At 72.7% G+C, this 19,057-nt stretch carries 14 protein-coding genes; 11 read left to right on the top strand and 3 right to left on the bottom strand.

Annotation, left to right across the window (positions count from 1 at the left end; genetic code table 11):
* Positions 1-88: 88 nt before the first annotated feature.
* Positions 89-754, top strand: a complete 666-nt coding sequence (locus BM242_RS20530) for a lytic polysaccharide monooxygenase auxiliary activity family 9 protein (protein ID WP_093840358.1) — start codon at positions 89-91, stop codon at positions 752-754.
* 249 nt (positions 755-1,003) lie between these two features.
* Here BM242_RS20530 and BM242_RS20525 read toward each other — a convergent pair whose 3' ends face one another.
* Positions 1,004-2,422, bottom strand: coding sequence for a DUF2252 domain-containing protein (locus BM242_RS20525; RefSeq protein WP_093840357.1), 1,419 nt, complete (start codon positions 2,420-2,422; stop codon positions 1,004-1,006).
* Between the two features lie 281 nt (positions 2,423-2,703).
* On the opposite strand from BM242_RS20525, the gene rox reads away from it, so the two are divergent.
* From rox to BM242_RS20505, 4 genes are all read left to right on the top strand, one after another.
* Positions 2,704-4,140, top strand: coding sequence for a rifampin monooxygenase (rox, locus tag BM242_RS20520; RefSeq protein WP_093840461.1), 1,437 nt, complete (start codon positions 2,704-2,706; stop codon positions 4,138-4,140).
* Between the two features lie 322 nt (positions 4,141-4,462).
* The gene (locus tag BM242_RS20515) at positions 4,463-5,812 is read left to right on the top strand and encodes an ABC transporter substrate-binding protein (RefSeq protein ID WP_093840356.1); all 1,350 of its coding nucleotides are present in this window, start codon (positions 4,463-4,465) and stop codon (positions 5,810-5,812) included.
* Positions 5,809-6,738 carry a carbohydrate ABC transporter permease gene (locus BM242_RS20510; RefSeq protein WP_245834329.1) on the top strand — a complete coding sequence of 310 codons (930 nt, stop codon included), beginning with the start codon at positions 5,809-5,811 and terminating at the stop codon, positions 6,736-6,738. The genes BM242_RS20515 and BM242_RS20510 overlap by 4 nt, the downstream gene beginning before the upstream one ends.
* Complete coding sequence (locus tag BM242_RS20505) at positions 6,735-7,559, top strand: carbohydrate ABC transporter permease (protein ID WP_245834328.1); 825 nt, start codon at positions 6,735-6,737, stop codon at positions 7,557-7,559. Before BM242_RS20510 ends, BM242_RS20505 begins: the two co-directional genes overlap by 4 nt.
* 218 nt (positions 7,560-7,777) lie before the next feature.
* Here the strand turns inward: BM242_RS20505 and BM242_RS20500 are convergent, their stop codons facing one another.
* The gene (locus tag BM242_RS20500) at positions 7,778-8,797 is read right to left on the bottom strand and encodes a LacI family DNA-binding transcriptional regulator (protein ID WP_093840354.1); all 1,020 of its coding nucleotides are present in this window, start codon (positions 8,795-8,797) and stop codon (positions 7,778-7,780) included.
* A gap of 93 nt (positions 8,798-8,890) precedes the next feature.
* Between BM242_RS20500 and BM242_RS20495 the strand changes: the two genes are divergently transcribed.
* A complete protein-coding gene (locus tag BM242_RS20495) occupies positions 8,891-9,907 on the top strand; it encodes an alpha/beta hydrolase (protein ID WP_139238388.1) in 1,017 nt (338 codons plus the stop codon).
* A 185-nt stretch (positions 9,908-10,092) separates the two neighbouring features.
* Here BM242_RS20495 and BM242_RS20490 read toward each other — a convergent pair whose 3' ends face one another.
* Positions 10,093-10,410 carry a trypco2 family protein gene (locus BM242_RS20490; protein WP_093840352.1) on the bottom strand — a complete coding sequence of 106 codons (318 nt, stop codon included), beginning with the start codon at positions 10,408-10,410 and terminating at the stop codon, positions 10,093-10,095.
* 106 nt (positions 10,411-10,516) lie between these two features.
* Between BM242_RS20490 and BM242_RS20485 the strand changes: the two genes are divergently transcribed.
* From BM242_RS20485 to BM242_RS20465, 5 genes are read left to right on the top strand one after another with little or no spacing between them, the layout of a single operon-like run.
* Complete coding sequence (locus BM242_RS20485; RefSeq protein ID WP_093840351.1) at positions 10,517-12,340, top strand: S1 family peptidase; 1,824 nt, start codon at positions 10,517-10,519, stop codon at positions 12,338-12,340.
* Positions 12,337-14,928: a serine/threonine-protein kinase gene (locus BM242_RS20480; RefSeq protein WP_093840350.1), complete on the top strand. Its 2,592-nt coding sequence runs from the start codon at positions 12,337-12,339 to the stop codon at positions 14,926-14,928. Before BM242_RS20485 ends, BM242_RS20480 begins: the two co-directional genes overlap by 4 nt.
* Positions 14,925-16,502: a VWA domain-containing protein gene (locus BM242_RS20475; protein ID WP_093840349.1), complete on the top strand. Its 1,578-nt coding sequence runs from the start codon at positions 14,925-14,927 to the stop codon at positions 16,500-16,502. The genes BM242_RS20480 and BM242_RS20475 overlap by 4 nt, the downstream gene beginning before the upstream one ends.
* Positions 16,499-17,620 (top strand): hypothetical protein, encoded by a 1,122-nt coding sequence (locus BM242_RS29575; RefSeq protein WP_093840348.1) that lies wholly within the window; start codon positions 16,499-16,501, stop codon positions 17,618-17,620. The genes BM242_RS20475 and BM242_RS29575 overlap by 4 nt, the downstream gene beginning before the upstream one ends.
* On the top strand, positions 17,617-19,005 hold the full coding sequence (locus BM242_RS20465) for an ABC transporter substrate-binding protein (RefSeq protein ID WP_093840347.1): 1,389 nt from the start codon (positions 17,617-17,619) through the stop codon (positions 19,003-19,005). The genes BM242_RS29575 and BM242_RS20465 overlap by 4 nt, the downstream gene beginning before the upstream one ends.
* The last annotated feature ends 52 nt before the right edge of the window (positions 19,006-19,057 follow it).

The following is a 19,057-nucleotide window of genomic DNA, read 5'->3' as shown; positions in this document are numbered from 1 at the left end:
TTTCGGCGGTGTGACGTCGGGTAACCGGCGATCTGGGAGCGCTCCCACTTCCCGGATACCCCCACACCGGAAGATGGAGAACTCGACAATGCATTGTCATGAACGCGTCGAACACAAGGGTTGGGCGCTGCGCGTCCTGGCCCTGCTGACGGTGGCGATGGTGGGCCTCATTCCGTGGGCCGACACCGCCTCCGCCCACGGGTCGATCGTCAACCCGGCCTCCCGCAACTACGACTGCTGGAACCGCTGGGGCAGCGACCACCTCAACCCGAACATGCAGCAGCAGGACCCCATGTGCTGGCAGGCATGGCAGGACAACCCCAACGCCATGTGGAACTGGAACGGCCTGTACAAGAACAACGTCGGCGGCAACCACCAGGCCCATGTCCCGGACGGCCGGCTGTGCAGCGGCGGGCACGCCGAGAACGGCCGGTACCGCTCGCTCGACACCCCGGGACCGTGGAAGACCACCAACGTCGGCAGCAACTTCACGCTCCACCTGTACGACCAGGCCAGCCACGGTGCGGACTACTTCCGCGTCTACGTGACCCGGCAGGGCTACAACCCGGAGACCCAGCCGCTGCGCTGGAGCGACCTCGAACTGGTCCGCCAGACCGGCTCCTACGCCCCCGCGCAGAACATCTCCTTCGGGGTCAGCGCCCCGGGCCGCAGCGGTCACCACGTGGTCTTCACCATCTGGAAGGCCTCGCACATGGACCAGACGTACTACATCTGCAGTGACGTCAACTTCTGAGCCCGGCCCCCGCACCACCGCACCACTGAGCACAAGCACCACTGAGCACGACTGAGCACCACCGAGCACCACTGAGCCACCGCACCACTGAGCCACCGCACCACTGAGCCACCGCACCACCGTGCCCCTGAGCCGCCGAGCCGCCGAGCCGCCGAGCCGCAACTCCGGCCCAGGGGCACGGCCCCGCGCCCCGCCGGTTGCCAGCCGCTCCCGGCGGGGCCCCGGTGTTCCCGGGCGGCGGGCGCGGGCTCAGTCGCCGGGGGCGGACGGCAGGCGGCCGGTGCGGACGGCCTCGGTGAGGCGGGTGTGGTCGGCCTCGGTGCGGTCGGCGTAGGCGACGGCGAAGGCGGCGATGGCCTCGTCGAGTTCGCCGGTCTCGCCGCAGTAGGCGGCGATGGCGCGGGGGTCGGCGGTGTGCGAGTGGGCACGGGCCATCAGGGCGCCGGTCATCCGGGCGTAGTCGTCGAGCCGCCGGGGCTTGAGCGAGGTGGCGTCCACGCTGCCCTTGCGGTTGCGGAACTGGCGTACCTGGTAGTGGTGATCGCCGATGGTGGTCCAGCCCAGCAGGATGTCCGAGACCACCTGCATGCGCTTCTGGCCCAGTACCACCCGGCGGCCCTGGTGCTCCGGCGCCTGCTCCGCTTCCGGTTCCGGGCGCGGCAGGCCGGCCGCGGCCAGATGCGGGCCGAGCACCGAGGGGCGGGCCTCCTTGACCTGGAGCACCAGCGGCTTGCCGCGGTGGTCCAGCAGCAGCACGACATAGGAGCGGGTGCCGACGCTGCCGGTGCCGACGATGCGGAACGCCACATCGTGGATGGCGTAGCGGGCCAGCAGCGGCAGCCGGTCGTCCGGCAGGGTGCTCAGGTAGTCGGCGAGGGAGGCGGCCACGGCCGCCGCCTCGGCGTCCGGGACCCGGCGCAGCACGGGCGGGGAATCCACGAAGCGGCGTCCGCCGTCGTCCCGCCGCTCGGTGGACTTGGCGGCGAACCTGGCGCTGGTGTTGCGGTGTGCCTTCTTGCCGACCCGCTTGAGGATGCCGTCCAGGTCGTGGGCGTCGGCGTGCGAGACGAGTTCCTCGTCGGCGATGGCGCCCCAGGAGGCGGCGGTGGGCAGTTCGGCCAGCAGCCGCACGGTGCGGCGGTAGGCGCCGGCCGCGTCATGGGCGGCGGTGCGGCAGGTGTCCTCGTCGGCCCCGGCCTCGCGGCCGGCCAGCACCAGGGACGCGGCCAGCCGCTTGAGGTCCCACTCCCAGGGTCCGCGGACGGTCTCGTCGAAGTCGTTGAGGTCCATCACCAGGGCGCCGCGGGCGTCGGCGTAGAGGCCGAAGTTGGCGGCGTGGGCGTCCCCGCATATCTGCGCGGTGATGCCGGTGACGGGGATGGCGCGGGCCAGGTCGTGGGCCATCAGCCCGGCCGAGCCGCGAAGGAAGGCGAAGGGGGAGACGGCCATCCGGCCCACCCGGATCGGGATCAGGTCGGCGATGCGGCCCTCGTTGGAGGCGATGACGGCGTCCACCGGGTCCACCCGGCCGGGGTGCGGGCGCAGTTCGGCGTGGGAGGCCAGGGGGACGGTGGAGCGCAGCATCGCCCCGGCCTCGGACGGCGGCTCGGCGGGCGGCCACGGGGCGAAACCCGCCACCTGCGGAATACGTCCTGCTCCTGCTGCCATGTGCGCCTCCCCGTGTGCCGTTGCGCCCCAGACGGTACCCGTGCGCCGGGAGGTTCGGGAGGGAGGTGTGCCGTTCACCGCGGGCAGCGGGGGCGACAGACGGCAGCGGAAAACGCGCAACAGAAAAGGGCAAGGAGAACATCCGCTCCTTGCCACTCTCAACCTATAGCGCACCGGGGGCCTTGCGGCAAGGCCCGGGTCGTGGCGCAGAATCGTCGGCCGAGGGGCGGAACCTGAGGAAATCAGCGTTTTGCGAAGTATGACTTTCTATGGGGGGTCCGATGATTGATGTGATCATTGCCGGCGGCGGTCCGACCGGCCTGATGCTGGCCTGCGAGCTGCGGCTGCACGGGGTGCGGGTGCTCGTGCTGGAGAAGGAGACGGAGCCGGCCGGGCAGGCCCGCGCGCTCGGCCTGCATGTGCGCAGCATCGAGATCATGGACCAGCGCGGCCTGCTGGAACGGTTTCTCGCGCTGGGCAAGCAGTACGCGGTCGGCGGTTTCTTCGCCGGCCTGGCCAAGCCGTGGCCGGAGCGGCTGGACACCGCGCATCCCTACATCCTGGCCATCCCGCAGAACCTCACCGAGCGGCTGCTGACCGAGCGCGCCGCCGAACTCGGCGCCGGGCTGCGGCGGGGCCGGGAGGTGACCGGGCTGAGCCAGGACGAGCACGGGGTGACCGTCGCACTCACCGGCGGCGAGCGGCTGCGGGCGCGCTGGCTCGTCGGCTGTGACGGCGGACGCAGCACCGTGCGCAAGCTGCTCGGCGTCGGCTTCCCCGGGGAGCCGTCCCGGGTCGAGACGCTGGTGGGCGAGATGGAGCTGACCGCGGAGCCGGAGACGGTGGCCGCCGTGGTGGCCCGGGTGCGCGCGACCCAGCTGCGGTTCGGCGCGGTGCCCCTCGGGGAGGGGCTGTACCGCGTCATCGTGCCCGCCGAGGGGGTGGCCGGGGACCGCACGACCGCACCGTCCCTGGCGGAGTTCCGGCAGCGGCTGCGGGCCCTGGCCGGCACCGACTTCGGGGTGCACTCGCCGCGCGTGCTGTCCCGTTTCGGCGACGCCACCCGGCTGGCCGAGCGCTACCGGACCGGCCGGGTGCTGCTGGCCGGCGACGCGGCGCACATCCATCCGCCGACCGGCGGGCAGGGCCTCAACCTCGGCCTCCAGGACGCCTTCAACCTCGGCTGGAAGCTGGCCGCCGAGGTGGCCGGCTGGGCACCGGAAGGGCTGCTGGACAGCTACCACAGCGAACGCCATCCGGTGGCCGCCGACGTCCTGGACAACACCCGCGCCCAGATGGAGCTGCTCTCCCCCGAGCCGGGACCGCGGGCGGTGCGCGCACTGCTGTCGGAACTGATGGACTTCGAGGAGGTCAACCGCTACCTGATGGAGAAGATCACCGCGATCGGGGTGCGCTACGACCTCGGCGAGGGCCATGAGCTGCTCGGCCGCCGGATGCGGGACATACGGCTGGGGCGGGGGCGTCTGTACGAGCTGACCCGCGCCGGGCGCGGGCTGCTGCTGGACGGGACCGGCCGGCTGTCCGCCGCCGGCTGGGCGGACCGGGTGGACCACGTGGTGGACGGCGGCAAGGAACTGGCGGACATGGCCGCGCCCGCGGTGCTGCTGCGGCCGGACGGCTATGTGGCCTGGGCCGGCGAGGAACAGCGGGAACTGCTCACCCGCCTGCCCCGGTGGTTCGGCCCCGCCGCCGGCTGAATCCGCGGCCGTCCCCCGCCGGGGCGGGAGGGCCCCGCCGACGGCCCTCCGCCCCGGATCAGGCCAGGCGCAGGCCGAGGTGGCCCGTCCGGCTCCGCTGCGCCACATGAATCCGGCCACGGCACGTTCGGACGTTGCCGGGAGGCCGTTCCGGGGGGACTGGCCCCTTCGAAGAGTCATCGAAGTGCTTCGATAGAACCCTTGACACGCCGATGCGGCGGGCCAATACTTTGGCCGCAACCAGGGACGATGAGCCTTCGCTGCGCAGAGTAACCGTCAGCGCGCAAATCGGCCCGAAACGCATCGGATAAAGGAGTCCACCATGCTGTCGCCATCCCGCCGCCGACGTCGCGCCGTGGGCCTGTCGCTCGCCATGGCCGCGATGTCGGTTGTCGTTCTGGCCGGTTGCGCGCCGGGCGGCAGCGACCCCGGCGCTCCGCAGCGTCGCTCGGTGAATACCCGACTGGCCGATGAGCCGATAACGATCAAGCTGTACACCGAGACGAACTACACCCTTTACGAGGAGCTCGCCCACGAGTTCCAGCGGCAGCACCCGAACGTCACCTTTGAGATCACGAAGGAACGGTACGACGTGCTGCTGCAGAACGCGCCGCGCCTCATGGCCAGCGACAACCCGCCTGATCTGGTGCGACTGGACGTGCAGACCGACCAGGTGAAAGACAATCTGCTGCTCGATCTCGACCCCTACGCCGACGCCTACGGCTGGGACCGTTTCCCACCCACGCAGCTGGCTCCGCTCCGCGTGAGCGAGAGCGGCCAACGGGGCGAGGGCAGCCTCTACGGCTATGGCATCAACCACAGCGTGACCGGTGTCTACTTCAACAAGGAGCTGGCCCGGCAGATCGGCATGAACGAACCTCCCGCCACGATGGGCGAGTTCGAGGAACTGCTCCAGGCCGCCAGGGATGCGGGGCTGCTGCCGATCATGCAGGCCAACGCGGCCGGCGAGGCGAACATGACCTACCAGGCGATCCTCAACCAACTGCTGGACCGGCAGACCGTAGAGGACTGGATCTACAACGTGCCCGGCGCCACCATCGACGTGCCCGAATCGGTCGCTGCGGCCCGGCGCCTCCAGGAGTGGGCCGAGAAGGGCTACCTCAACAGCGACGCCAACTCCGTCGACTACACCTCGATGGTCGGGCGGTTCGCGGCCGGCGAAGGACTCTTCATGTTCCTGGGCAACTGGCAGGCAGCGGCCCTCGACAGCGAGATGGAAGGCAACGTCGGCTTCTTCCTCTTCCCGCCCGAGGACGCCGGCAGACCGGCCATCGCCATGTCAACCCCTGGCAGTCTCGTCATTCCCGCAAAGGCGGAGAATCCGGACGCGGCGGCCTACTTCCTCAATTGGACGCTCACCAACTCCACGGCACGGCAGACCGTGGCCGATGTCGGCGGATCCGTCCCCGGCGGCGATCCGGGCCGGCCGCTCCCCGATGTCGCGCCCGGGTCCGTGACGGAGCAGACACAGGAGGCGTTCCAGGATGTGGCCGAGGGGGATGGCGCGATCGGCTTCCTGACCAACGCGACACCCGGCATGTTCCAGAACACCCTCGCCCCGCAGCTTCAGCTGCTCATCGGCGGCCGGACGTCGCCGGAGGAGTTCGCCGCGAAGCTCCAGGCCGACTACGAGGAGGATCTGGCCAGTTGACCGCCACCGGATTTTCCTCGGGAAGGGCCGGGGGTGCCGGCCGCACCGGTCCACGGATGCGGGGCCGCGACGTGGCGGCCGGCTGGCTGTTCGCCGCTCCGGCGCTCATCGTGTACGCGATGTTCGTGCTGTACCCACTCTGCGTCGCGGTGCAGTACTCACTCTACGAGTGGAACGGGATCGGCCCGGCGACCTGGGTCGGCCTGGACAACTACAAGAACATCCTCACCGAGCCGGAACGCCTCGCGCCCATACGCAACGCCTTTGTCCTTATCATCTTCTTCACGGTGCTGCCCGTCACAGCCGGTCTCGCGCTGGCCTCGCTGATCAAGGTGATCCAGAACCCGGTGTTCGCTTCCGCCGCGCGCACCATGCTCTTCCTGCCACAGATCATCCCGCTGGTCGCCGCAGGCATCGGCTGGTCGTGGATGTACGCGCAGACCGGACTCGTCAACCAGGCCCTGGACGTGGTCGGCCTGGGCTCCCTGACGCGGCCATGGCTCGGCGACTTCGATTTCGCCCTGCCCGCCGTCGGCCTGATCGGGACCTGGGTCCTCACCGGGCTCTGCACCGTCCTGCTGCTCACCGCCATCGGCAAGATCGACCCGGCGCTGTACGAATCGGTGCGGCTGGACGGCGGCAACTGGTATCACGAGTTCCGGGCGGTCACGCTGCCCAGCGTCCGCAAGGAGATCGGCGTGCTGGTCACGATCAACACCATTGCGGCCCTCGCCAGCTTCGACATCATCATGACGACAACGGGGGGCGGGCCCGGCCGCGAGACGATGGTGCCGGGCGTCGAGATCTACCGCCTCGGCTTCGGTGAGCGGGAGATCGGGCTCGCCTCGGCCCTGGGCGTCGTGCTCATGCTGCTCGTGCTCGCCGTCATCCTGCCGCTCCACCGTGTGTTCCAGGAGCGGCCGTGATCACCAACCGCTGGGAAGCAGTGCTCGGCCGTGTCGTGCTGGGTTTCGCGCTGGTTTCCACGCTGCTGCCGTTGCTCAGCATGCTCTCGGCCGCTCTGCAGCCCCAGGGCACGATCCCCGTGGGGCTGCGGTGGCCGAGCGAGCCGCACTGGGAGAACTTCGCCGACGCCTTCCGCGTTGCGCGGCTCGCGGACCTGCTGGTCTCCAGCTTGCTGATCGAGATCGTCGTCGTGCCCGTCGCGCTCGCGTTCGCCACACTCGCCGGCTTCGCCCTCGCGAGGCTGAACCCGCCGGCGAGCCGTGTCGTGGTCGTGCTGCTCCTGCTCGGGCTGACCATGCCGTTTGAATCGATCGTGACCCCGCTGTACTACCAGATGCAGTCGATGGGCCTGCTCAACACACGCTGGGCCATCATCCTTCCGCTCATCGGGTTGTACATGCCCTTCGGGGTGATCTGGATGCGGGCGCACTTCCTCGGTGTGCCGCGCGAACTGTCGGAGGCGGCACGTGTCGACGGCGCCGGCTATTGGCGGGAACTGCGCGACATACAGCTGCCCCTCGCCGGTCCGAGCCTCTCCGCCTTGGCGATTCTGCTGTTCCTGTGGACATGGAACCAGTATCTGCTCGCGATCGTGCTGGTGGACGACCCGCTGCAACGCACCATGGCGGGCGCGCTCGGGGCCTTCCAGGGCCGCTACGGCACCGACGTCGTTCTGTTGTCCGCAGGCACCCTGCTGATCATCGCTCCGACGATCGTGGTCTTTGTGATCTTCCAGCGTCACTTCATAAGAGCCCTCCTCCAGGGAGCGGTGAAGGGATGAACACCGTGTGCCGACCATCATGGAGCGCTCCCGGTGCCCGGCTGTGCCGGCGACACCGACCGCGACACCCGGCCGTGTCAACGGTCATGCCCGCCCACGACATCCAGGAGGGCGCGTCACGGGCGCCGGGCGACGGACTGCACAGGGGATGCACTCCCCGGGACCTCCGGCTCCCGGAGGAACCGGTGGCCGGACGAATGCGAACAGCCCACCACGCCCTACCGCAGGGCGAGCGGACACCCAGGGGGAGGTCCGGTCGTCTCCCGGGCTTTGAGGGCGAGCTCAAGGCGCCGGTCGGCGATCTCCTTCCCCGGGCTCTCCAGCCGTTCGCGGAGAGCTCGCACGGCGAGGCGTCCGGACTCCTCGAACGGATGGCGGACAGTCGTCAGGCCGAGCGCCTCGGCAACCGGGTCGTCATCGAAGCCGACGACGGACATGTCCTCGGGTACGCGCACTCCCCGGCGGCGGAGCTCGGCGACGGCACCGATTGCCAGCAGGTCACGGACGGCCATGATGGCCGTCGTCGGCTCGTCCGGTTCGGCAAGCACGGCATCGACGCCGAGACGGCCCCCGTCGGTGCCGCGGGGGACCACATACTCGTGCACCGCGTCGTAACCCATGACGTCCCGCAGCCCTGCGATCAGCAGGGTGGCCGGCGAGTCGAACTTGAATCGCTCGGTCTCGTTGACGAAGGCCACATGCCGGTGGCCGAGCTCACGGAGATGGCGGCCCGCGATGCGTCCGCCCTCCCGGAAGTCGACGCTGATACTCGGCAGGCCCGGGAAACTGGTGTCGAGCAGGATCGTGGGCAGGCGCTCCTTGAGGCGCCGGGCGATCGTGTCCTCCATCAGCACACCGAAGATGAGCACACCGTCGACGTGACCGCGCACGGGCATGCTGGCCAGCACGGGCGAATCCGAAACGGCGATGTCCTTGGTGTCCACCACGAAGAGCTGTGTCCCGTCGTCGGCCAGCTCCGTCAGGGCACCCGCCAACCGACGGGAGAAGCTCGGGTAGGACGTGAACGGTGCCACAGCGGCGATACGGCCAAGCCCCCGGCGCGCCTGCGTCACGGCACGCACTTTGGGGACGAATCCGAGCTCGTCGGCCGCCGCCAGGATGCGCTCGCGCGTCGGTGACGTGACCCGAGTGGGCTGATTCAGAGCAAGCGACACCGTCGAGATACTCACCCCGGCGCGCTGCGCGACCTCGTAGATCGTCGGGTCCCGGTCCGCCATCGATCCTCGTTCCGCCTCAGCTGTCGCTGACGATTGCGCTGAGGACGATTATGTCACTTCTTCGAAGTGCTTCGATTCACCTGGAGGAACACAGTGCCCATCGAATCAGGCGTGCAACGCTGGCTCGAACGCTCGATGCCTGCGCTGGACGGCATCACCGGGAAGACTCCACAGGAGCGTCGTGCCGGCATCGAGATCGCGTACAACACGCTTATGGCTGATTATCCGATCGCTCCCGGCGCACGCCTTGACCTGGTGGGAGAGCGCACGGAAAGCCTCCCCACGGCCCACGGCCCCGTTCCGCTACGGGTCCTGACGCCTCCGGCGCCGGGTCCGCATCCGGTGTTCCTGCATCTCTTCGGCGGCGCCTGGTGGCAGCGGACGTTCGACGCTCCCGACATCGTGGACCTGTGCCGCCAGCTCGTGCTGGAGGCAAACGTTGTCGTCGTGCAGATCGACTATGCGCTGGCGCCGGAACATCCCTATCCCACAGCGCTCCATCAGGCATATGCCGCCGTCGACCACATCGCCGGGGGCGGCATCGGCGAGGCGGACCCGTCTCGCATCGCGGTCGGCGGCATCTCGGCCGGCGGGAACCTCGCGGCAGGACTCGCGCTCCTCGCCCGAGACCGCGGCGGCCCCGGGATAGCGCTGCAGGTGCTTGAGGTGCCGGTGCTCGACCTCACGCTGGAGAGGTACGACGAAGGCGCCTACAAGGCTTTCCCGTCGGTCGAGGGAGTGCCCAGCCCCTCCTCCGGACCACTGCGTCAGGCGATCCAGTGGTACCTCCCCGACAGCGTCGACGCAACGAGTCCCTACGCCTCGCCCCTTCGGGCCGAAGACCTCGCCGACCTGCCGGAGGCGCTCATCCTCACTGCCGAGTTCGACCCGCTGTGGGCCCAGGGCGCCGCCTATGCGGATGCCCTTACCGCGAGCGGGACGGCCGCCACGGCGGTCCGGTACGCCGGACAGATCCACAGCGCGCCCTCGCTCTCGGCCGTCTCGGCGTCGTCGCGCAGGTGGCGTGCGCAGGTCATCGACGCGCTGCGTTCCCTCCGGGAGGATCAGGCGGTGTCTTCACACCCGGCTGCCCCCGGTTCACCGCCGTGATGGAGACCATCCGTATGCCTCGCCCCGGATCGGGACCTGCGGGGCCGCGCCGTACGGGCCGTACGGCGCGGCCCCGCAGGGCTGGGGCGTGGTGGTCACCGGCCGCGTCCTGCGGAGCCCGGACGCAGTGGCCCGGCGCGCCGGCGTCCCGCCCCGTCTGATCCCGCCCGCGGCGGGGCGGCCGGTCAGGTGCCGTCGCCGCCCGGAGGCGGGCCGCCGACCTCGAAGGAGCCCTCACCGCCGCCGCGCGGCAGCAGATCCACCTGGATGCGGTGGGTGGTGTCCCGGGCGACACTGCCGCCCAGATCGGCCGTCACCACCCCGATCCGCAGCCCGCCCCGGCCCGAGCCCTCACGGCGCACCTGCACGGTGATCTCCAGACTCACCCGGTCCACGGCGAACCGCAGCCCGTGCCCGGCACGGTCGCTCTCCCGCTGCGCCGCCTCCAGGTCCCGGCGCACCTGCCGGATCACGTCCGCCAGCCCGATCTCGCTGTCGCCCACGGCTTGTTGACCCCCTCGCAGCCCGCCCGGCCGTTTCCGTCCAAAAGGTTACAGCGAGGAGTCGCCCGTGTTTATCCTGCTGTCGACGGGGAGGGTCGGTCGCGGGATGAGGCAGCGCGGTACGGGAAACGGGCACAGGGCCGGGGCCGGGCGCGGCGGCAGCGGGGAGGTCCGCGCGGCCCAGGATCCGTGGCGCGTCCGGATCCGCTGCCCGGCCGGCGGCAGGGTCATCGGCTCCGGTGTCCTGCTCGGCGGCGACACCGTGCTGACCTGCGCGCATGTGGTACCGGGCCGGACGGCCACGGTGACCGTGGAGTTCCCCGAGATCGAGGGCGCGCCCGGCTCACCGGCCACCGTCCGGGACGGCTGCTGGCACCCGGCAGACGAGGGCCGCGGCGATCTCGCCCTGCTGAGCGTGCACCGCCCGCCGCCCGGAGCACCCTCGGCGCCCCTGGTGCGGGCCGCGCCCGCGGCCGGGCTGGCCGTGGAGCTGTGCGGCTACTCCGAGGCGGTGATGCAGGGCCGGGGCGCGGCCTTCGAGGCCACGGTCAGCCGCACCTTCGGCGAGCGGGTGCAGCTCAATCCGGCGCAGGCGGCGCATCTGCCGCGGCACGGCTTCAGCGGCGGGCCGGTGCTGGACATGGGACGGCCCTCGGGGGTGCTGGGCATCACCGTCACCGCCTATCTGGACCGGGCGGGCGCGGCCCCGCTGACACTCGCCCACATGATCCCGGTGGACACGGTGATCCGCTATCTGCCCGAGGTGAAGCGCTGGGCCGGCGGACGCCACGGGGTGGAGCCGGGCCTGGCCACCGCCGCCTCCGCGGCCGAGCTCGTGGACGCCGGGTACGCGGCCCGGCTGGCCCGCTGGCTGAGCGGCCGGGACACCTCGCCCGTCTACGCCACCGAGGTCACCCCCGGCTCGGCGCGGGAGCGGACGATGCAGCGGGCGCTGGCGCTGGCCGACCGGGAGCTGTCCACGGACGAGCCGCGGGCCGTCTCCTCCGATCCGCCGGAGACCATACCGCCGGTGGGCAGCCTGGATCTGGCGGTGCACGCGGCCGGCCGGACCGCCGAGGAGGTGGCCCGCCGGATCGCGGAACGGGTACGGCTGCGCGCCCCGGAGGAGCCGGCGGACGGCCCGGCGGGCACCGGCAGCAGCAACGGCGGCAGCGGCAGCGGCAGCGGCAGCGGGGCGGACAACGGCGCGGGCGGGCCGGGCGGGCCGGGGGCGCGGGAACTGCTGCGCCTGCTCCGGCTGTCGCTGACCATCGCGGTGCTCGGCGTGAACCGGGCCGCAGACCCGGCCGGGCTTGTCGACCTCTGCGGCGAACTGGCGGAACGCGACTGCCGGCTGCTGCTGGTGTGGGACGGCGGCCCGTCCGCCGACCGGCTGGCGGCTCGGGAGTCGGTACGGCTGCGGCACCGCATAGGCCGGGTCACCGCACGGCTGCGCGAACTGGACGGGCGCATCGAGAAGCTGCCGGCGCCGTCGGCCGCCGACCCGCCGGACGAAACGCCGCAGGCGATCGCCGCCCGGCTGTGGGTGGACCTGGCCGCCTACCACGGCGCCCACCGCACGTCGGGAAGCCGGCCGCCGGTCGCGGAACTCCACCGCGCGCTGGACCGGCTCGGCGACCGGATCGGCGGCCTGGAGGAGCGGATCCGGTCCGCCCGGCGGGCGGCGGAGCGGCTCCGCGCCGACCGCGCCGCGCTGCGCCGGGAGCTGGACAGCTACCGGCAGCTGGCCGCCGGGCTGCTGCGCGCGGAGCACATCGGTCTCGATCCGCTGTACCAGGAGGCGCGCCAGGCGCTCTACAGCGCGCCGCTCAGTGCGGACGCCGCGGAGGCGGCGTCCGAGGCGGTGCGCCGCTACGCGGCCGCGGTGCGCGCCGCGCTCGGCTGGCCGCCCGCCGAGGAGACCCCATGACCGCACCTCCCGCCTCCCCGCACGAACCGGCCGGCCCGGACCGCCGCGCCGCCCCCCCGCCGGACCCCGGCCACGAGGCCGGCACCGGCCGTCATCCGGGGAGCGGCGGGCCGGTACGGCAGGAGGCCCGTGGCGAGCGGCGCGAGCCGCGGCGCCCGGCGGAGGACCCGGCGGCGCACGGCGGGCTGCTGGCGCTGCCGGAACTGCCGCCGCCGGAGCCGGAGTCGCTGCTGGACCCCGATCCGGCACCGCCCGCCAACGGCCGCCCGTGCGGCAACCCCCGCTGCCGCCGCACCGTCGGCGCCCCGGCGGCCGGGCTGCCCGCCCGGTTCAAGGGCGTCTGCCGCCACTGCCGCACCCCCTACTCGCTGCTGCCGCAGCTCCATCCCGGCGACACCCTGGACGGCGGCCGGTACATCGTCCGCGGCTGCCTGGCCAACGGCGGGCTGGGCTGGGTGTATCTGGCCCGCGACACCCGGCTCAACAACCGCCCCATCGCGCTCAAGGGCGTGCTCAATCCGCACGACCCCGCGGCCCGCGCCGCGATGCTGGAGGAGCGCGACCGGATGATCGCCATCGGCGACGACGCCATCGTCCGCATCTACGACTATGTCTCGCACCAGCCCGCACAGGGCCTTCCGGTGGACTACATCGTGATGGAGTTCATCGGCGGCAAGTCGCTGCGCACCGTTCTCAACGAGTGCAAGCGGGGACTGCGCCCGTTCGGCCCCGGCACCCCGCTCACCCTGGAGCATGTCGCCCGCTACGGCTGCCAGATCCTGCGCGCCCTGTCCGTGCTGCACCGCCGCGGCCTGGTGTACTCCGACATGAAGCCGGACAACGTCATCCACTGCGGCACCCGGGTGGTGGTGATCGACCTCGGCGGCGTCCAGGAGCCCGACGACATCACCCGACGGGCCGTCATCACCACCACGTACGCCGCTCCCGAGACGGTCAAAGGCCATCCGCCCACGGTGGCGCACGACATCCACACGGTCGGGGTGACCCTGGGGGAACTCGCCGAGGCCGTCGGGGAACAGCCCGGCCCGCCCGGTGACGCGGAGGGGGGCGTGGAGGGGAGCGTGGAGGTGGGGGTGCGCTCCTTCCGGCGGGTGGTGGCCCGCGCCTGCCGGACCGATCCGCACGAACGCTTCGCCGGCGCCGACGAGATGGCCGAGCAGCTGGAGGGCGTGCTGCGGGAGCTGATGTCACTGCGCACCGGCGAGCCCGCGACCAAGCCCTCCGTGGTGTTCGCCCCCAGTCACACCCTGCTGGACGCGGGCCTCGGCGCGGTGCCGGGCACCGCGCACTGGCGCGGTCGCCGCGCCCGCGACTACCGGCGCGGCCGGGTCCGCAGCCCGGCCCTGGACCCGGGCCGCCCGAGCCCGTCCCAGGTGGCGGTCGGTCTGCCGGTGCCGTTCCCCGACCCGTCCGATCCGGCGATAGTGCAGCTCCGGCTGCCCGCGCCCGAGGCGCCGCGCGGCGTGGTCCGGCAGCTCGAACTCTTTCTGGAGCCCGGGGCGGGCGGCGGGCGGGGCAGCCCGGAGGTGCTGCTGAGCCTGTGCCGGGCCCACCTGCGGGTCCGGCACGAACTCCCGTCCGGCGCCGACGGCCGCGACGGGCAAGGGGGCCGGGGCGGACAGGATGAGGCCCGGGCGGCCGAACTGGACCGTGCCGAGTCCCGGCTGGACCAGGCCGCGCAGATCCTGGCCCGCCGCCACGGCAGGCGGCTGAGCGTCGGGAAACTCGACCGCGCCGACTGGCGGCTGGCCTGGCACCACGGCCTGGTACGCCTGGCCCGTGGCGACGTGGCCGAGGCGGAGAGGTACTTCGATCTGGTGGGCGAGGCGCTGCCCGGGGAGTACCCGCCCAAGCTGGCGCTGGCCTACTGTGCCGAGCACCTCGGCCGGCCCGGCCGGGCGTTGCCGCTCTACCGCGCGGTGTGGCGGCGCAATCCGCAGCAGAGCAGCGCCGCCTTCGGGCTGGCCCGGATCTGTCTGGCCGACGGGCGGCGGGCCGAGGCGGCCGAGGCGCTGGACGGGGTGCCGCCGCTGTCCCGGCACTACGACGCCGCGCGGATCGCCGCGGTGCGCGTCCGCGCCGCCCGGCTGGCCGTCCCCGGCGGGAAGAACGGCGAAGGCGACGGGGAGGGCGAAGGGGACGGCGACGGGGACGGCGACGGGGACGGCGACGCGGGGCTGCCGGACTGGGCGAGCCTGGGCCGGGCCGGGCGCGATCTGTCCGCCCTGGACCTGGACGGCGGCGCGCCCGCCGGGGAGGAACGCACCCGGCTCACCGCCGAGCTGCGCGAGTGGGCCCTGGACCGGGCCCGGTCGGACGAGCGGGACAAGGCCGCGGCGCGGGCCGCACCGGCCGCCGGGATGCCGTCCGGGCCGCCGTTCGCACCCGGGCCGGGCCTGCCGCCGACCGCCACGGGCCTGCGTGCCCTGCTGTCCGGCTCCTTCCTGCGGCTGGCCCGGCAGACCGACACCACCCCGGAGGAGCTGGAGCATCTGGTGGACTGCGCCAACGCCGTCCACCCGCGCTCCTGGTTCTTCCGCCGCCGGACAAGGAGCACGCCGAGATGACCGACAGCAGACCCGGCGGCCCGGTGCCCCTCCCGGTCCCGCGGATCACGCTCCGCACCCAACTCGACCTCGACCAGTACGCGGCCGGGGGCGACCACGAACTGCACGCCTTTCTGCACGTCCGGGCCCTGGGACTGGGCGGCTCCGCGGTCCCGGACCAGGCCGCCGCCGGTCACACCGAGGTGGTGATCATCGACTGCTCCGGCTCCATGGGCCACCCCACCGTGCGCAAGATCGCCGCCGCCCGCCGGGCGGCCGAGGCGGCCATCGCCATGCTTCCGGAAGGCACCCACTTCGCCCTGGTCGAGGGCACGCACGAAGCCCGGCTCGCCTACCCCTGGCGCACCGGCGGCGGGCCGGCCACCGTGCCGGTCACCCCGCAGTCCCGGGCCGAGGGCATGCGCACCGCACGGGCCCTGGACGCGCACGGCGGCACCCGCATCTCCGGCTGGCTGGAGCTGGCCCGGAAGCTGCTCCGCACCCGCCCCGGCCCCACCTTCCGGCACGCCCTGCTGCTCACCGACGGCCGGGACGAGCACGGCGCGGCCGAGGAACTGCGCCGGGTGCTGGACGCCTGCGAGGGGGAATTCACCTGCGACGCGCTGGGGGTCGGCGAGGACTGGGACGCCCACCAGCTTCTCGACATCACCGGGCGGCTGCACGGCCGGGCGGCGGCCGTGGACATGTCCGGGGCGGACAGTGTCCAGGAGCAGCTCACCGGCATGTTCCGGGCCCTGGTGGCCGCCTCCATCGCCCGCGTCCTGCCGCAGCTCGTCCTCTGGGTGCGGCCCGAGCCGTATCTGCGGATGACGCTGTTCCGGCAGCTCGCCCCGCAGGTGCTGGACCTGACCGGTGCGGCGGAGCGGTCCGGCGACGACGGCACGATCCGCTTCCCCACCGGCGCCTGGGGCGAGGAAAGCCGCTGGTACGAGCTGCGGCTGCGCGCCGATCCGGACCATCCCGGATACCGGGCCGCAAAGGCTGCGCCCGGCCCGGTCGCGGTCGCCACCGTCGGCGTCGGCGTCGGCACGGACGGCGGGGCGGACGGCGGGGCGGAGGCGGACACAGCGGCCGGCCCCGGAGGGCCGGCGGACCCGCTGCTGCCGCCGGAGACGGTGCTGCGGGTGCGGTGGACCGGCGAGCAGCCGCCGCTGAGCCGCCCCGCCGGGCACTGGACCCGCTACACGGAGCTGAACCAGGCCGCCCGGCAGGGCGCGGAGGCCCTGCTGTGGCAGCGGTTCGAGGAGGCCGAGCGGGAGCTGTCCCGGGCGGTGCGGCTGGCCCACGAACTGGGCGACACCAAGCGGCTGCGCTCGCTGGGGCGGCTGGTGCGCATCCTGGATCCGGCCACCGGCCGGGTACAGGTCCATGAGGTGCTGGACCGGGCCCAGATCCAGGGGGTCATCCTGGGGAGCGTCCACACGGAGCCGCCGCCCGAGGACGGGGACCCGGAGCCGGAGCCGCCCGGCAGCGAGGGCGAGGAGCGGCCGGTGCGCTGCCCGCAGTGCGACGAGTGGGTGCCGCCGGGCCGCTACTGCACCAACTGCGGGCACGAACTGACGGACACCCCGTGAGCGGCCCCGGCGGCCCCGCCGAACCTGGCACCGGCACCGGCACCGGCCGGGCCGTCGGCCGCCGTGCCCGGCCCTGGCTGCCCCGGCCGGGCACCCGCCGGCTGCTGGTCATCCAGTCCACTGTGCTGATGCTGCTCACCGCGGTCGCCACCGCCCTGCTCCACGACTCCTACCGGGAGGTGCACAGCCGGCCGCCGGAGATCCGGGACCGGATCGCACCCGCCATGCTCGACGTGGCCGGCACCCGTGCCGCGCTGATGAACGCCCATCTGGGGGTCAGGCTGAGCCTGGACTCCGAGGAAGGCGATGTGGCGGGCTCCGGCGAGGAGTACTGGGCGCAGATCGCCGCGGCCACCCAGAACCTGTCCCGGGTGGCGGATCTCCAGCTCGCGGGCGAGGAGGGCGAGCAGCAGCTCAGCACCGTCAATGCCCAGCTGCTCGCCTATATCCAGGCCATCACCCAGGCGGTGGCGCACAAGGGACCGCTCGGCCGTGCGCACTACCTCAGCGCCCACACGCTGCTCTACCGGGAGGGCAGCGGCATTCTGCACCGGCTGGCCACACTCCAGGAGCAGCAGCAGGAGGAGCTGGAGGCGCGCACCACCTTCTCCGGCTTCGCAGGACCCCAGCGGGACCCGTGGCGGTCGCCGCCGGTGGCGGCCCTGGTGGCGCTGGCCGGCTGCCTGCTGGCGGTCCAGTGGCAGCTTTCCCGCCGCTTCCCGCAGCGGCTGAATCCGGGGCTGCTGGTGGCGAGCGCACTCGTCGCGGCCTCCTGGTACGCACTGCCGACGGCCGAGCAGACCCGCGACGACCTGGCGGGCGCCCGCGCGCTGCTGCTGGATGTGGTCAGCGAGCAGCAGAAGCCGGTGGAGGATCTGGATGCCGCCGGGAGAGCAGCCGCGCCCATGTCGGACGAGCAGCGAACCGAGCTGTTCGACCGGCTGGACCGGGTGCAGAAGAAGATGACCACCACGCGAGAGGAGGTCGAGACCACGATGCACGACACCGACACCCGTTCCCGTGCCGTGGCCGCGATTCCGGCCGGCGGCGGCGTGGCGGCCGTGCTGATCCTGGCCGGCCTGCAACGGCACCTCGTCCAGTACCGGATCCGCCAGTGAGGGCCGCCGCGCACCGGGCCCGGGCCCGGGCAGGCGTCCGGTTCCGTATCCGGGCCGTGCTGACCGGGCTGCTGCTGCTCGGGCTGTCCGGCACCGCCGCCTGCGCACCCGACTTCCCGGCCGAGGGGGACCAGCTCACCGTCATCGGCCCGTGGACCGGCGTCGAGGAGAAGGCGTTCCGGGAACAGGTGCTGGACGTCTTCGAGGAGGAGCACGGCATCACGGTCCATTACGAGGGCACCACTGCCATCCACGAGCTGATCCTGTCCAGCACCCTGGCGGGCGACCCGCCGGACATCGCCATTCAGTCCGGGCTCGGTGAACTGGCCGACTACCACCGGCGCGGCCTGCTCCAGGAACTGCCTCCGGGGATCGTGGACGAGGCGAACCAGCGTGCGGCCTGGCTCTCCCAGCCCTCCGGGATGCCCTCCCGCTACTGGGTACCGGTCAAGGCCGATCTGAAAAGCATCGTCTGGCACCGGGGCGACGCACCGCCGGACCGGGCGGACGTGTCCGAGTGGTGCATCGGCATGCTGTCCGACGCCACCTCGGGCTGGCCCGGCAGCGACTGGATCGAGGACATCCTGCTCCAGCAGGCCGGGCCACAGGTCTATGAGGACTGGGCCTCCCGGGAGCTGGCCTGGGACGACGAGGAGAACGAGGCGGTCGCGACCGCCTGGCGGACCTGGCTGGACTTCATGCACGGCGGGGACGGCGGGGCCGGGAAGTACGCCGAGGAGGCCCTGACCACGGACGCCCGGGACCGGCTGCTGTTCGACGACAAGGCCGCCTGCGCGCTGGAGCACCAGGGCAGTTTCGCGCGCACCTTCTATCCGGACCGGTGGTTCGGCCTGGACTTCACACCGTCCGCCGGGCTGCTGCCGGCAAACCCGCCGCGGGGGGATTACCACGTGGTCTCCGGGGACTTCGCGGTGATGCTGCGCGAGAGCGACGAGGCGGAGCTGCTGCTGGAGTTCCTGGCCTCGGAGGAGATCCAGAGGCTCCGCGCCGCCACGTTCGAAGCCACGTCCGAGGAGGACGGCGACGAGGCGGGGTTGCTGCCGCCGAGCTTCTCGGCCGACCGGCGGGTCACCGACGAGCTGTACACGCGGAACGACGACCCGGTGGGGGCGCGGATCGTGCGGGAGCTGGACGGCGCGGACGCGCTGTGTCTGGACGCCTCCGATGTGATGCCGCCGGTCATCCGGCGGGTGTTCCACGAGGCGGCACTGGAGTCCCTGGCCTGGCCCTGGCCCCCGCCCGCGGAGACGCCCGGGCCGGGGCCGGAGCAGCAGGACCCGCTGCCGGCGAAGCTGGCGGACATCCAGCGGGTGCAGGATGAGCTGCCCGGGGACACCCCCAGGTTCGACAGCGTCTGCGGCTGAGCGCGGGTGCCCGCCGGCCCTGTGCGCCGGGCCGGCGGGCACCCCTCTGTGT

This window comes from Streptomyces aidingensis (assembly GCF_900112355.1).
Lineage (GTDB): Bacteria > Actinomycetota > Actinomycetes > Streptomycetales > Streptomycetaceae > Streptomyces > Streptomyces aidingensis.
Note: the sequence above shows the minus strand (reverse complement) of the source record. Positions and strands in the feature narration are given on the sequence as shown.

Bases quoted from the DNA above. Each gene is read 5' to 3' on its own strand.
- BM242_RS20530 (WP_093840358.1), top strand. From the start codon at position 89: ATGCATTGTCATGAACGCGTCGAACACAAGGGTTGGGCGCTGCGCGTC.
- BM242_RS20475 (WP_093840349.1), top strand. From the start codon at position 14,925: ATGACCGACAGCAGACCCGGCGGCCCGGTGCCCCTCCCGGTCCCGCGG.
- BM242_RS20500 (WP_093840354.1), bottom strand. From the start codon at position 8,797: ATGGCGGACCGGGACCCGACGATCTACGAGGTCGCGCAGCGCGCCGGG.
- BM242_RS20480 (WP_093840350.1), top strand. From the start codon at position 12,337: ATGACCGCACCTCCCGCCTCCCCGCACGAACCGGCCGGCCCGGACCGC.
- BM242_RS20525 (WP_093840357.1), bottom strand. From the start codon at position 2,422: ATGGCAGCAGGAGCAGGACGTATTCCGCAGGTGGCGGGTTTCGCCCCG.
- rox (WP_093840461.1), top strand. From the start codon at position 2,704: ATGATTGATGTGATCATTGCCGGCGGCGGTCCGACCGGCCTGATGCTG.
- BM242_RS20485 (WP_093840351.1), top strand. From the start codon at position 10,517: ATGAGGCAGCGCGGTACGGGAAACGGGCACAGGGCCGGGGCCGGGCGC.
- BM242_RS20515 (WP_093840356.1), top strand. From the start codon at position 4,463: ATGCTGTCGCCATCCCGCCGCCGACGTCGCGCCGTGGGCCTGTCGCTC.